A 13,898-nucleotide genomic window follows, 5' to 3' on the forward strand; every position below is an offset into this window, starting at 1 on the left:
CCGCGCGCAGCGCGTAGCCGGAGGTTCATCCGCCAAGGGCGCTGAGCGTCAGCACGGCGGAGAATGCCACGAGGGTTGCGGATCCGCACCGCCGGGCAAATGACGGTATCCGTTTTTCACGTCCGAGGATGAGCCTGCCGATCGACAGCCAGATCGAGGATACCGCTAGGACCACGGATGCGAGAATGGCGATGGAGGCCGTCACAGGCACCTCTCGCGCTGCAGGCATCATCGTCAATCCGATGATCAGCGCTTTGGGATTTAACAGCGTCGTCACGGCCAGCTGCCGCACGCGCACGGCCTCGACGGGACTCGATCCGATGCCCCAGAGCCGCAGCGCCAGGTACAAAACCCAGATCGCCGAGACAAGTTTGACGCCTTGCGAAACCAGAGGGTGGTCGCGGAGAAAAGAGCCGGCCAGACTGGACGCCGGAAGGACGATCGCAAGATAGGCGGACAGGACGGTGGCGAGCAGCACGATGGCGCGTCCGAAAGTCAGGCCCTGAGATGCCATCGCCAATATGGCGTTGGTCGGTCCGGGCAGGATGAGAAGCGTGAAAACGCCCGCTGCGAAAGGCAGAAGATGCACTGTTACGATCTCCGGTTTCTTCCACTTCTTGCACGGCCGCGCCTGGCGGTCGTTGACAGAGATCATTTCCGGGGCGGAACATTCCGGGCACCCCGGACGTTTATTGCGGTTATGTCAGAGGTAAGCGCCATGCCCGGCATGATCAGGTTCATGCTCACTCGATTGGCCACGGGCTTTGCAATCGGATGCGCCGTGGGGTTCTTCATCTGGCAAAACGGTTTTGCTGCGGCGGGCGCGCCTCAGAATTATCTAGCTCAGGGCCTGTTCATCTACCTCTTTGCGAGCACAATCGGCATGGGTTATCTCGCGACGGCTCTCCTCCTGGAAGAATAGCGCCGGAAGATCAAAGTGCCGCTGCGCGGACGCCGGATGATATCATCACGCTGCGTCCTGTTCCGGTTCGAGACCGGCCGGAATCTTGAACTGCAACTCCGCCAGGCGCGTGTAAAGGCCGCCCTGGCGCAAGAGCGAGGCGTGAGTCCCCTCCTCCACGATCCTGCCTTTGTTCATCACCAGAATCCTGTCCGCTTTGAGCACGGTGGCGAGCCTGTGCGCGATCACGATCGTGGTCCGCGCCTCCATCAATTCCTCCAGGCCGCGCTGGACGAGCGCCTCGTTTTCGGCGTCGAGCGATGCGGTGGCTTCATCCAGGAGCAGGATCGGAGCGTTCTTGAGCATGGCCCGTGCGATGGCCAGCCTCTGTCTCTGTCCGCCAGACAGCGTCAGCCCACGCTCGCCGAGAACCGAGTCGTAGCCGTTCGGCAGCTTCGCGACGAAACCGTGCGCCTGTGCCTTGATCGACGCGGCGATCACGTCTTCGCGCAGTGCATCCGGCCTTCCGAAGGCGATGTTGTCGTAAACGGAGGCCGCAAACATCGTCACCTCCTGCGGAACAATGGCGATTTCCTTGCGCAGGGTCTGCGGCGGGATCAGGCCGAGTTCCCTGCCATCGATGGAAATGCTGCCCGTCTGGTTTTTGTAGAAGCCGAGGAGCAGGGAGAAAACGGTGCTCTTTCCGGATCCGGAAGGGCCGACCAGGGCGACGGTTTCGCCTGGCGAAACGCGAAAGGAAAGGCCGTTCAGAACCTCCTTTTCCGGTGCGCCCGGATAGGAAAAGCGCACGTCATGCAGTTCCATGCCTCCCTGGATGGGGGTGGGGAGCGACATGCAGGCTTGCGGTTCGCGCTCGTCGGTCTGTTCGTTCAGAAGTTCGAACAGCCGTCCGGCGGCGCCGGCTGTCTGCGAAAGTTCTCCCCAGACTTCCGACAGTGAGCCGAGAGAACCGGCTGCGATCACCGCGTAGATGAGAAATTGGCTCAGGCTGCCAGCCGAGAGCGTTCCCGCCAGCACCTTATGGGCGCCCAGCCACAGCACGCCGACGACGCTGACGAAGACCAGCGTGATGGCAATGGCAGTCAGCAGGGCTCTTGCCCGGGAGGCCGCGACTGTCCGGTCGAAGGAAAGTTCGACATCGCGCCCATATCTCTGCCCTGCAGCATCTTCGCCGTTGAAGGCCTGCACGGTGCGGCTTGCCGCGATGATCTCGCTCGCATAGGCCGAAGCCTCGGCAAGTGCATCCTGTGCTATGCGGGACTTCTTTCGCACCGAGCGACCGAACAGGACCAGAGGGGCCACCACCAGGGGAATGGCCCCGAGAGCGATGGCCGATAGGCCGGCACTGGTCACGAACATCATGGCCAGGGCGCCGAGGCAGAGGATTGAATTTCTCAAAGCCACCGATGCCGTGAGACTGATGGCGGACTTGATCTGGGTCGCATCCGCTACGAGGCGCGACGCAATTTCGCCCGAGCGGTTTCGGTCGAAGAATGCCGCCGGAAGCCGGATGATATGGTGGAAGACCTCGAAGCGAAGATCGGTGACCAGCCGCTCTCCCAATGTCGTGACGAAGTAATAGCGCGCCGCACTTGCTATCGCCAGCGCGACGGCGAGAGCGATCAGCATGAGAAAATAGCGATTGATGAAGGCTCCGTCCGCCTGGTTGAAGCCGTGATCGACCATGCGCCGCACAGCCATCGGTAGGGCGAGCGAGATGAGCGCTGCCGATGTGAGCGCCAGAAGAGCGCAAACCGAGAGCGACCTATGTCGGCGAAGACGCGGAAGCAGGCTGAAGAGCGGAGTGAATGTGCGGTTCCGCGAAGGGGATTCTTTCTCGACCTCCTCGCCGATAGCGGAGACTGTTTCTGATGAGATGGCGGCTTGCCGGTCATGCGGGGCTATCATCAACGCGTTGTCTCCTCGGTGCTTGCTTCGCGCCTTGTCCCGCGAGCGGCGAGCTAAATCCTTGATCGCGGTCAATATTGGGCATTTTCCCGTGTGTCAGGCTACCATCCGGGCCAGCGCGCAACGCGACCAGAGCGAATGCAGGGCGTCGACGAGATGGGCGATATCGGCGTCGGAATGCAGCGGCGTCGGGGTGATGCGCAGCCGCTCGGTTTTCTTCGGCACGGTGGGATAGTTGATCGGCTGGACATAGACGCCGCAATTGTCGAGCAAGAGGTCGGAGATCCACTTGCACTTGGCTGCATCGCCGACCATCACCGGCACGATATGGCTGGGATTGTGCATATGCGGAATGCCGCGCTGATCGAGCAGCGAGCGCAATTTGCGCACCCGGTCCTGATGGCGGGCGCGCTCGAACTGGCTGACCTTCAGATGCTGGATCGAGGCGACGGCGCCGGCGGCAAGCGCCGGCGGCAGCGCCGTGGTGAAGATGAAGCCGGAGGCAAACGAGCGGATGAAGTCGCACAGCGCCGTCGACGCGGCGATATAACCGCCCATCACGCCGAAGGCCTTGCCGAGCGTGCCCTCGATGACCGTCAGCCGGTCCATCAGCCCCTCGCGCTCGGCAATGCCGCCGCCGCGCGGGCCGTACATGCCGACCGCATGCACCTCGTCGAGATAGGTCATCGCGCCGTATTTGTCGGCGAGGTCGCAGATCTCCTTGATCGGGGCGATGTCGCCGTCCATCGAATAGACGCTCTCGAAGGCGATCAGCTTCGGCGCCTTCGGATCGGCGGCGGCAAGCTTGGCTTCGAGATCGGCGACGTCATTGTGTTTCCAGATCACCTTGTCGCATTTGGCATGCCGGATGCCCTCGATCATCGAGGCATGGTTGAGCGCATCGGAGAAGATGATCAGGCCGGGGATTTTGGCGCCGAGCGTGCCGAGTGCGGCCCAGTTGGAGACATAGCCTGAGGTGAAGATCAGCGCCGATTCCTTGCCGTGCAGATCGGCAAGCTCACGCTCGAGCAGGACGTGGTAATGGTTGGTGCCAGAAATATTCCGGGTGCCTCCCGCACCCGCGCCACAGTGGTCGATGGCGGCTTTCATCGCCTCGATCACTTTCGGGTTCTGGCCCATGCCGAGATAGTCGTTGGAGCACCAGACCGTGACTTCCTTCTCGCCATCGGCCGTATGGCGCGTCGCCCGCGGGAAGTTGCCGCGGTGACGTTCGAGATCGGCAAAAACGCGGTAGCGGCCCTCGGCATGAAGCCCGTCCAGCTCGTTTTTGAAAAATGCTTCGAAATCCATCATATGCTCCCTTTTGCACGGTCAACCGATACATCGGGGCAGCCGGTCGGTATTTGATCTCCGTCAAGTTCGGCGCAAGTCGCGTGCTTTCGTCGATCTCGGCGCGATTGACTTTCATCAAAGAGGAAGTCCGGCGGTTGGGCTAAAATCCTAGGGCGAGTCGGGAGTTTCCGTGTCAAGCAGGGAAGTTGACAGATGGCTTGCTCGATCTTGACAGATCGAGCAAGCCTCCTCGTCATTTGGCGCGATGACGGCGCGCCAAAGCAAGCGAGCTTTCAATCCTGGGTTTGAACAGGCGATACGAGCAGGCAATCCTTATAGCCGGCGATCCCGCCAAGGCCCTCGATGAGAACCTTGATCGCCCTGCGCTTGAGTTCGGATTCCACCTGACCGTCGACCGTCACCTGCCCGTTCCGGACGGATACCTGGACCTTTTGCGGCGTGAGACCGAGGTCCGATCTCAGCCGGGTTCGCACCGCCAGCCTGATGGCCTCGTCTCCCCGCGGCAATACGGTCGTCGGCGCCTCGGCAATGACACGCAGGATATCCCGTCGGCTCACGATCCCGACCAGACGTTCATCTTCGACGATCGGTAGCCGTTTGATGCGGTGCACCTGCAAGCTTTCTGCGATATCGGAGATTTCGCTGTCCGGCCGGGCGACGATGACGTCCTGGGACATGATGTCCGCCACACACCATCCGTTGCTGCCGATGTAACGCTCGAGGTCGATCTCGGAAATCAGCTCCGGCGCCCGCGCCGGACGGGGAGAAAAGCGGACCTCCCGGCGTAAAAGCAGATCGCCTTCCGTGATCATGCCGCAGACGCGGCCGTGGTCGTCAACGACGGGAAGGCCGCTGACGTGATTTTGCAGCATCGTCGCGACCGCATGGCGCACGCTGACCACCGGGCTGATCGAAACCGCATTCGTGGTCATTATATCCCTTGCTTGCATGGTCTCTGCCTCACCGATCATTATTATTCTAGAGATATGCTAGAGAGCGGGCGGTCATACCGCTTTGATCTTCATCAAACTGTTCATGATCGCCGTCACATTCGCTCCGGGCGCGGGCGGGGATTTGCCGCATCATTCCGCCGCCTCCATCACAGGCGCGGCCGGTTTTGCCTTCGCCTTCCGGCGCGGGGCGCCGACGCGCAGGCGCCGGTCGGAGAGCGAGACGCAGCCGCCGGCGGCCATGATCAGGGCGCCGCCCCAGATGCAGAGGATGAACGGCTTCCACCAGATGCGCACGACGATGCCGCCGTCCTTGGTGGCGTCGCCGAGCGAGACATAGAGCTGGCTGAGGCCGAAGGTCAGGATGCCCGCCTCCGTCGTCGGCATCTGCCGGGCGGTATAGAGCCGCTTGGCCGACCAGGTGTCGGCAATGGTGACACCGGCGCGCCGGATGGTGAAGTGGCCGCGCTCCTCGGTGTAGTTCGGCCCCCTGCCCGCCCGCATGCCGTCGAACTCAAGGCTGTAGCCGCCGGCCTCGACCGTCTGACCCGGCTTCATCTCGACGACATGTTCGCTCTGGAAGGTGGTGACGGCGACGATGCCGAGCACACTGACGCCGAGCCCGGCATGGGCAAGCGCCGTGCCGAAAGCCGAGCGCGGCAGGCCCGACAGGCGGCGCCAGGCGACAGAGCCCGCCACCTTGCCGATGCCGGCCCGATACCAGAGATCGGCAATGGCGCCGAGGATCAGGAACAGCCCGGCCGCCAGCCCGAGCACGGAGAGCACCGGCCCGCCATGTTGGAGATAGAAGAAGACCAGAGCGGCGGCGAAGGCGAGAGCCGCGACAAGGTAGAGCCGCTGCAGGGCGCCGAGCAGATCGCCGCGCTTCCAGGCCAGCAGCGGCCCGAACGGCACGATGACGAGCAGCGGCGCCATCAGCAGGCCGAAGGTCAGGTTGAAGAAGGGCGGCCCGACCGAGATCTTGTCACCGGTGATCGTCTCCAGAAGCAGCGGATAGAGCGTGCCGGTCAGCACCGTGCCGCAGGCGACCGTCAGGATCAGATTGTTGAGGACGAGCGCGCCCTCGCGCGAGATCGGCGCAAACAGCCCGCCGGCCGCAAGCTTCGGCGCCCGCAGGGCAAACAGCGACAGCGCCCCGCCGATGAAGATCAAGAGGATCGAGAGGATGAAGACGCCGCGGGTGGGATCGCTGGCAAAGGCATGCACCGAGGTCAGCACGCCGGAGCGCACCAGGAAGGTGCCCATCAGCGACAGCGAGAAGGTCAGGATGGCGAGCAGCACCGTCCAGATCTTCAGCGCCTCGCGCTTTTCCATGACGAGGGCCGAATGCAGCAGCGCGGTGCCGGCCAGCCACGGCATGAACGAGGCGTTCTCCACCGGATCCCAGAACCACCAGCCGCCCCAGCCGAGCTCGTAATAGGCCCAGTAGGAGCCCATGGCGATGCCGAGCGTCAGGCAGGTCCAGGCAGCCAGCGTCCAGGGCCGCACCCAGCGGGCCCAGGCGGCGTCGATCCGGCCTTCGAGGAGAGCCGCCACGGCAAAGGAGAAGCAGACGGAAAAGCCGACATAACCGAGATAGAGCAGCGGCGGGTGGATGGCGAGCCCGATATCCTGCAGCACCGGATTGAGGTCGCGGCCCTCGGCCGGGGCCGGATCGAGCCGCAGGAAGGGATTGGAGGTCAAGAGAATGAACAGGGTGAAGGCGAGCGAGATCCAGGCCTGGACGGCAAGCACATTGGCCTTCAGCGTCTCCGGCAGGTTGGCGCCGAAGATCGCGACCAGGGCGCTGAACAGCGCCAGGATCAGCAGCCAGAGCATCATCGAGCCCTCGTGATTGCCCCAGACGCCGGAATATTTGTAGATCAGCGGCATCAGCGAATGCGAATTCTCCCAGACGTTCTCGACCGAGAAGTCGGAGACGACATGGGCATAGGTCAAAACGGCGAAGGCGAAGGCGACGAGCGCAAACATGACAAGCGAACCGACGCTCGCCACATCCATCATCGCCCGGTCATGGCGGCGGGCGCCGATCACAGGCACGATCGAGACGATCAGCGCCGTCGCCAGCGCCAGCACCAAAGCGTAATGGCCGATCTCGATGATCATGGCGTCGCTTTCGCCTCCTGCCCTTGGCCTTGTCCCCCTTGGCCTTGTCCCCCTTGGCTTTGTCCGCCTTGGCCATCCTGCCACAGGCCCTGCGCCTTCAGCTTGTCGGCCACCTCCTTCGGCATATAGGTCTCGTCATGCTTGGCGAGAACCGTGTCGGCTGTAAAGACGTTCGTTCCGGCGGCAAACATGCCTTCGGTGACGACGCCCTGCCCTTCGCGGAACAGATCGGGCAGGATGCCGGTATATTGAACCTTCACCGCATTGGCGCTGCCGTCGGTGACGGAAAACTCCACCGTCGAACCGGCGCCGCGCACGACGCTGCCGGCCCCGACCAGGCCGCCGAGCCGGATGCGGGTCTCCGGCGCCACCGGCGTCTTTGCCAGATCGGCCGGCATGTAGAAATAGGCCACCGACTGGCTGAAGGCGAACATCACCAACAACACCGCCGCCAGGATGAAACTCATCCCGCCAGCAATCACCGCAAGGCGCTTCTGCTTGCGCGTCATCTCGAACCTCCTGCAGCTGTCATGTCAGGCTTCTGCCCCGAAGCGGTCAGCGGAACGCCGCCATTGGCGGAAATATGTTGGTTGACGAGCGGCAGCCACGCCGCGCCGGCAGGCGACAATTTTGCCAGCCCTTCGAAATCTGCCAGCGCCTCGCTGGTCCGCCCCGCCTGCTCCATGCCGACAGCGATGTAGAACAGCGCGCGCGGGTTTTTCGGTTCGAGCCGAAGTATCTGCCGCAGGATGTCGAGCGTATCCGCGGTCACCGAACCTTCCGCTTCGATCATCAGGGCCTCGGCAAGGCCGCCCAGGCGATCGACGTCGGGGCCGAGGATCCGCAGCGCATTCCGATAAGCCAACTGTGCCTCGGCGATCCGGCCGGTCCTGAGATAGACCGGAGCGATGACGTTCCATCCCCGCCCGTCATCGGGCTGGCTTGCGAGATGGCGTTCCGTCCTTGCAATGAGCATTGCGATATTCCGGCCGGGATCTTCCAGCCGCGCCTGCAGCGGCTGCGACGGCACGTCGGGCGAACCCAGCCGGCCATAAAGGCCGATGCTTGCGAGCGGCAGAAATAAGACGATGGCCGGCTTCAGCCATCGATGGGTATGCGGCGGTCTCCGGCGCTCTTCACGCTGCTGCTCGCTTGCCTTCAAAAGCCGCCGCGCGATTTCGGCACGGGCATATTCATACTCGTTGCGAGGGAGTTGGTTCGTCTCCATGTCCCTGTCGAGCTCGACAAGCTGGTCCCGGTAGACCTGGCATGCATCAGCCGCGCCACTGTCGATCCGGGCAAGGCCCGAAGCAAGCGGATGAAGAAGGGAAACGATGACGGCAGTCGCGATGACCGCGAAAACAATCCAGATAAGCATGACGTCGAGGTGCCTTTTGCCCTGACCTTAGTGGAACGGGCGCTGGCCACATTGACGCCGGTCAAATTACGGCGTGCTTTCCGGCTTGTTCCCGATGTCAGCACGCCTTCCGCAACAGGTCGACACTGTCGACCAGCACGATCTTGCCTCTGACTTCGACACCTGCGGGAACGAGCGCGGCGAACGCTCGGGACAGGGCTTCGGGGGCAAGCCCCAGTTTGCCGGCCAGAATTCTCTTCCGGTAAGGCAGGCGAAACGTGGCCTGCGAGGCCGAGGCCGGGCATCGGCTTACGAGGTAGTTCGCGACACGCTGCGCGGCCGTGTGCAGCCGGTCTCCTGCTATGCAATCCATCGCGCCGAGCAGATGCCGGGTCATGATCCGCATGACGTTGCGATGAATGATGGGGTACCGCTCGGCGAGCGCCCGCAAGTCCGGAAGTTCGAACAAGGCCACCTCCGCCCCGTCGGCGGACCACGCACTGTAGGCGTAGGCGCCGCCGCCCGACAGAAGATACTCGCCGAAGGTTTCGCCGGGCTCGCAGATGCAGATATCCGCCTCGCGTCCGGCGGATTCGGATTTGGAAAGTCGGACGAACCCGCTCATCACGCAATAGACGAATGACGCCGGCTGGCCTTCGGCGATGATCCGCTCATCCGGCGCGAAGGTTTGAAACTGAGCCGCAGCGGCGAGCTCCTCTACCGTCGCCTCGTCGAGGCCGTCGAATAGGTCAGACCGCAAAAGTACGGGATTTTTCGCAAGCATCGATCTTCCTCTCGTCTTGATCTGTATGCGGCTCAAGATTTTTCGCGGTCGGTTTCGTCGTCGACGAGAATTCGCCAGGCGGCGCCTTCAAGGTCGTCATACTGGCCGCTTTTCAGCGACCAGAGGAATGCCAGGAGGCCTATCCCCCCCATCAGCAGCGCGATCGGGATCAGATAGATCAGCATGTTCATGCGGTTTTCACCTCTCCGCCGGCTCGCGCTTCGGTCCGGATGGGGGAATGTTTGCCGAAGGCATTCAACCGCAGCGCATTGGTTACGACGATGATCGATGATGTCGACATGGCCACCGCTGCGATCAGCGGCGTCGCCAGGCCGGCAATCGCGATCGGGACCGCCAGCACGTTGTAACCGATGGCCAGAACAAAGTTCTGCCGGATGAGGCTTGCGGATCTTCGCGCGACGGCGATCGCTTGCGGGACGGCATCGAGCCGTTCGTTGAAAAAGACGAGGTCGGCGGCCTGCCTGCCGATGTCGGATGCCGTGGCGGGCGCCATCGAGATATGCGCGGCGGCAAGCGCCGGAGCGTCGTTGATCCCGTCGCCGACCATGAGCACGCGGCGGCCCTCGCCGCTCAGCCTCTGGCATTCCTCGACCTTCTGCTTCGGCGCCAGGACGCCCAGAGCCCTCTGAATGCCGAGAGCCTGCGCCGTGTTGTCGACGACAGTTTGCCTGTCGCCCGATACCATCAGCGTTTCAAGGCCGGCGGCAGTGAGATCGCGGACGGCCTCGGCAGCGCCCGGGCGAAGCGTGTCGTCAAAGAGGAAACATGCCAGATCGGCGCCGTTCTTCGACAGGACCACCTCCGAAAACGGACTGTCGCCCGCGCCGGGCGTAAGGCCGGTTCCGCAGGCAAAGGCCCGGTTGCCCAGCCGATAGACATCCGATCCGTTGCTGGCCTCCAGCCCGCCGCCGGGGATTTCCGTGACCTTGTCGAACGAGAATGAAGAAGCCTGCTCCATGTCCCGCAGCAGCGCCTGGGAAAGAGGATGCCGTGAATGCGCGGCTAATGCGCAGGCGATCGCAGTGTTGCCTGCCTCGGTCGCTTCGACCCTGACGAGACGGGGCCGCCCCATTGTCAGCGTTCCGGTCTTGTCGAAGGCGACGATATCCGCCTCGGCCAGTCTTTCGAGCGCCGAACCGTCCTTGACCATGATGCCCTTGCGGAAAAGCTCACCCGCCGCGACCACCTGGACCACGGGAACGGCAAGGCCGAGCGCGCACGGGCATGTAATGATCAGCACCGCGACCGCCACCAGCATCGCCTGTTTCCAGTCGCCGCCGAAAAATCCCCAGGCGAGAAAGGAGACCAGCGCCAACAGGTGCACGGCCGGGGAATAGAGCGCTGCGGCCCGATCGGCGATCCGGCGATAGCGGGCCCTGCCGCCTTCGGCGGCTTCCATAAGGCTGATGATTTCCGATAGAAGGGAATCCCTCGCCACTTTCGTCGCCCGCAGGATGAGCGAGCCGGTCAAGTTCATCGCACCCGAATTCACCGCACTCCCTTTGGCGACGGCGACCGGACTGCTTTCACCGGTGACGATGGAGAGATCCACGTCGCTCTCGCCGTTGACGATCGTGCCGTCGACGGGGATGCGCTCGCCCGCCGCGATCGCGATGTCATCACCCACCGTGATCTCTTCCACCGGAACGTAGCGGCGCGATCCGTCCGGCATCATCAGCAGCGCCCCGCGCGGGGCCAGTCTTGCCAGCCCGTTGATCGCCGCGCGCGCCTTTTCGCGCATCACGTGATCGAGGGTTCTGCCGATCAGCAGGAAGAACAGCAGCGAAACCGAGGCGTCGAACCACGCATGTTCGCCGTGATGCACGGTCTCCCACAGAGAGACGGCATAGGAGAGCGTCACTGCAAGCGAGATCGGAACGTCCATGTTGGTGCGCCCGCGCTTCAGCGCGTTCCAGGCCGATTTGAAGAAGAAGCGTCCCGCATAGACCAGCGCAGGGGCCGCGATCATCGCCGAAACCCAGTGAAACATGTCACGCGTCACCGCATCGGCGCCCGACCAGACCGACACCGAGAGCAGCATGATGTTGGCCGCTGCAAAACCCGAAACGCCGATCGCCAGCAGCAGCTGGTTCCTGGTCCTGTCGTTTTCAGGTGCCGTGGGCGTGAAGAGATGCGCGCGGTATCCGACCGCGTTGATGGCGGTGAGAATTGCCGACGGATCGGTCGGCCGCGTCTCGATTTCCTCCTGGTAGACGCAGCTCACCCTGCGGGCAGTGAGATTGACCCGGGCTCTCCGGACGAAAGGAAGCGCCGACAGCGCCTTTTCGATGGTGACTATGCAGCCGCCGCAGTGGATGTCGGGTACGCTGAGGTCGAGCTGGTGCAATCCGGCCCCGAGCGAGTGGCTGGCAAGCCGGACTTCCTCGGCGCTGGCGGATGTCGCACTGAGGGCGAGCACGCTTTCCGTATCCATGGAGCAGCAGGTCATTGGCCAAACTCCGCAGTATCGATGCGCTTGGCCTCATGCATGACGACCGCGCCGTTCCTTGTCGATATGGCTTCGACGATCCAGTCGCCGCCGGCGACCTCATGATCGGTTTCGAAGCGGCCCTCGCCCATCTTCCGGAGCGTCAGGTGGAAGTCCTCGTGATCGCCGACCGGCCGTTTGAAGTTCAGCGTGACATCGTCGATGATCGCAGGCGCACCCTTGCCATCGTGGACGTCGTAGCGGATCTCGTGGCCCTTGATGGAGAGCGCGCCCTCGAGGCCCGAGGCGGCCATCGCCTTCATCGCTGCCGCCTTGCCGTTGAATTCCTGGCTGGCCACATAGGTGTTTTCCACGACCAGGCCGCTCCAGGTGGAAGAGGCATAGACGGCCATGGTGACGTTGACGGCGATCACCACGGCGAAGAATGCGGAGGTGGCAAGCAGCATGTGCCAGCCGGTAAAACCTCTGGAAGCCTTCATCTCACGTCTCCCGGTGCATTGAACGCCGCGCGATAGGTCGCCCGGTCGGCATGGTCCGTATCCTCGATGACGAAGAGGAATTCACTGATGGCGGCTCCGTCGGGCTTGCGTGTGACGAAGACCTTGAGCGTCGTCGCCGCGTCGGGTTCGGCATGGACGGTAAAGCTGCGGCCATCCTGCCGGCCGAACTCGGGAATGCGCATCTTGCCTCCCTCCAGCCCGACCAGGGTGATGGTCACGTCCCGCGGCTTCGGCACCATGTTGAGGACGCGAAGCGTGTAGCCGTTGCGGATGGAACCGTCGCTTTCCAGAACATATTGGGGGTTACGGTCGTGGACGACGTTGAGCTCGAGCCGTTCGCGGAAGGCGAGATGCATGACCATGGCGACGCCGATCGATGCCCAGACGACGGCATAGAAGAGAATTCTCGGACGGAAGATGATGCGCCAGTCGAAATGCCGGACCGCCGGGATGAAGCTGCCGTCGTCGTTTCGCACATTGGAGGGGCGGATGGCTGTTTGCCCTCCGTCCGTCGCAAGCGACATGTTGCTCGAATATTCGCTGAGCGTCGCATAGGCGATCAGGCCGCGCGGCTTTCCGAGCTTGTCCATGACGCCGTCACAGGCGTCGATGCACAGCGCGCAGGTGATGCACTCCATCTGCTGGCCGTCGCGAATGTCGATCCCCATCGGGCAAACCGCGACGCAGGCATTGCAATCCACACAATCGCCGATCGGCAGACCCTGGGCCTGGGCCTTCTTTGCGTGGCGCGACCGCTGCTCGCCCCGCCAGTCATTGTAGGTGACGACAAGCGAATTCTCGTCGAGCATGGCGCCCTGGATGCGCGGCCACGGACACATATAGGTGCACACCTGCTCGCGCATCAGGCCGCCGAGGACATAGGTCGTGGCGGTCAGGATGGCAATCGTGGCATAGGCGGCCGCGGGTGCGCTGCCGGCAAACAGCGACGCCGCCAGGCCCGGCGCGTCGGCAAAATAGAAGATCCATGCGCCGCCGGTGGCGATGCCGATCAGCAGCCAGATCGCATGCTTGGTCACCCGCTTCCTGATCTTGTCGAAGGTGAAGGGACCGGCGTCGAGCTTCATGCGCGCGTTGCGGTCGCCTTCGATGGCGCGTTCGACGACGAGAAAGAGGTCGACCCAGACGGTCTGCGGACAGGCGTAGCCGCACCAGGCACGGCCGACCGCGGCGGTGACGAGAAACAGGCCGAACCCCGCCATGACCAGCAGGCCCGCCACATAATAAAATTCCTGCGGCCAGATCTCGATGAAGAAAAAGAAGAAACGCCGCGAGGAGAGGTCGACGAGGATTGCCTGGTCGGGCGCGTAGGGGCCGCGATCCCAACGGATCCACGGCGCGAGGTAGTAGATGCCGAGCGTAATCAGCATCACGATCCATTTGAACCGGCGGAATTGCCCCTCGGCGCGCTTCGGGAAAATCTTCTTGCGCGGCGCATAGAGAGGCTGGCGGTTGCGCCGGGCATTGACCGGCTCGACGCTGACGCGCTCAATGTCATTTGGATCGGGGGCGGTATAGAGATTCATGGGACCTGTCCGGTTTTCACCC

13 protein-coding genes are annotated in these 13,898 nt (G+C 63.2%); 1 reads left to right on the forward strand and 12 read right to left on the reverse strand.

The annotated features are described in order from the left end of the window. Nucleotides 1-25: 25 nt before the first annotated feature. A complete protein-coding gene (locus tag AMK02_RS22335) occupies nucleotides 26-589 on the reverse strand; it encodes a hypothetical protein (protein WP_064807179.1) in 564 nt (187 codons plus the stop codon). A 129-nt stretch (nucleotides 590-718) separates the two neighbouring features. Here AMK02_RS22335 and AMK02_RS22340 point away from each other — a divergent pair, with 129 nt between their 5' ends. Then, nucleotides 719-922: a hypothetical protein gene (locus AMK02_RS22340; RefSeq protein ID WP_064807181.1), complete on the forward strand. Its 204-nt coding sequence runs from the start codon at nucleotides 719-721 to the stop codon at nucleotides 920-922. 45 nt (nucleotides 923-967) lie between these two features. On the opposite strand, the gene AMK02_RS22345 is transcribed toward AMK02_RS22340, so the two are convergent. The 11 genes from AMK02_RS22345 to ccoG all read right to left on the reverse strand — a co-directional run bounded on the left by AMK02_RS22345 (nucleotide 968) and on the right by ccoG (nucleotide 13,876). Then, the gene (locus tag AMK02_RS22345; protein ID WP_064806864.1) at nucleotides 968-2,830 is read right to left on the reverse strand and encodes an ABC transporter transmembrane domain-containing protein; all 1,863 of its coding nucleotides are present in this window, start codon (nucleotides 2,828-2,830) and stop codon (nucleotides 968-970) included. A gap of 96 nt (nucleotides 2,831-2,926) precedes the next feature. Then, the gene (hemA, locus tag AMK02_RS22350; protein ID WP_064806866.1) at nucleotides 2,927-4,141 is read right to left on the reverse strand and encodes a 5-aminolevulinate synthase; all 1,215 of its coding nucleotides are present in this window, start codon (nucleotides 4,139-4,141) and stop codon (nucleotides 2,927-2,929) included. Nucleotides 4,142-4,416: 275 nt separating this feature from the next. Continuing rightward, nucleotides 4,417-5,094, reverse strand: a complete 678-nt coding sequence (locus AMK02_RS22355; RefSeq protein ID WP_064806868.1) for a CBS domain-containing protein — start codon at nucleotides 5,092-5,094, stop codon at nucleotides 4,417-4,419. 132 nt (nucleotides 5,095-5,226) lie between these two features. Then, nucleotides 5,227-7,221, reverse strand: coding sequence for a heme lyase CcmF/NrfE family subunit (locus AMK02_RS22360; RefSeq protein WP_064806870.1), 1,995 nt, complete (start codon nucleotides 7,219-7,221; stop codon nucleotides 5,227-5,229). Beyond that, nucleotides 7,218-7,730 (reverse strand): cytochrome c maturation protein CcmE, encoded by a 513-nt coding sequence (gene ccmE, locus AMK02_RS22365; RefSeq protein ID WP_064801355.1) that lies wholly within the window; start codon nucleotides 7,728-7,730, stop codon nucleotides 7,218-7,220. The genes AMK02_RS22360 and ccmE overlap by 4 nt, the downstream gene beginning before the upstream one ends. Beyond that, on the reverse strand, nucleotides 7,727-8,599 hold the full coding sequence (gene ccmI, locus AMK02_RS22370; RefSeq protein ID WP_064806872.1) for a c-type cytochrome biogenesis protein CcmI: 873 nt from the start codon (nucleotides 8,597-8,599) through the stop codon (nucleotides 7,727-7,729). Before ccmI ends, ccmE begins: the two co-directional genes overlap by 4 nt. Nucleotides 8,600-8,696: 97 nt before the next feature. After that, complete coding sequence (locus AMK02_RS22375; RefSeq protein ID WP_064806874.1) at nucleotides 8,697-9,362, reverse strand: Crp/Fnr family transcriptional regulator; 666 nt, start codon at nucleotides 9,360-9,362, stop codon at nucleotides 8,697-8,699. A 32-nt stretch (nucleotides 9,363-9,394) separates the two neighbouring features. Beyond that, entirely contained in the window at nucleotides 9,395-9,553 is a 159-nt protein-coding gene (gene ccoS / locus AMK02_RS22380) for a cbb3-type cytochrome oxidase assembly protein CcoS (RefSeq protein ID WP_064806876.1), read from the reverse strand. After that, a complete protein-coding gene (locus AMK02_RS22385) occupies nucleotides 9,550-11,832 on the reverse strand; it encodes a cation-translocating P-type ATPase (protein WP_064806878.1) in 2,283 nt (760 codons plus the stop codon). The genes ccoS and AMK02_RS22385 overlap by 4 nt, the downstream gene beginning before the upstream one ends. Further along, a complete protein-coding gene (locus AMK02_RS22390) occupies nucleotides 11,829-12,311 on the reverse strand; it encodes a FixH family protein (protein ID WP_064806879.1) in 483 nt (160 codons plus the stop codon). The genes AMK02_RS22385 and AMK02_RS22390 overlap by 4 nt, the downstream gene beginning before the upstream one ends. Then, the gene (gene ccoG, locus AMK02_RS22395; protein WP_064806881.1) at nucleotides 12,308-13,876 is read right to left on the reverse strand and encodes a cytochrome c oxidase accessory protein CcoG; all 1,569 of its coding nucleotides are present in this window, start codon (nucleotides 13,874-13,876) and stop codon (nucleotides 12,308-12,310) included. The genes AMK02_RS22390 and ccoG overlap by 4 nt, the downstream gene beginning before the upstream one ends. Between the last annotated feature and the right edge of the window lie 22 nt (nucleotides 13,877-13,898).

It is taken from the genome of Rhizobium sp. N731, from assembly GCF_001664145.1.
In the GTDB taxonomy this organism is placed as follows: domain Bacteria; phylum Pseudomonadota; class Alphaproteobacteria; order Rhizobiales; family Rhizobiaceae; genus Rhizobium; species Rhizobium esperanzae.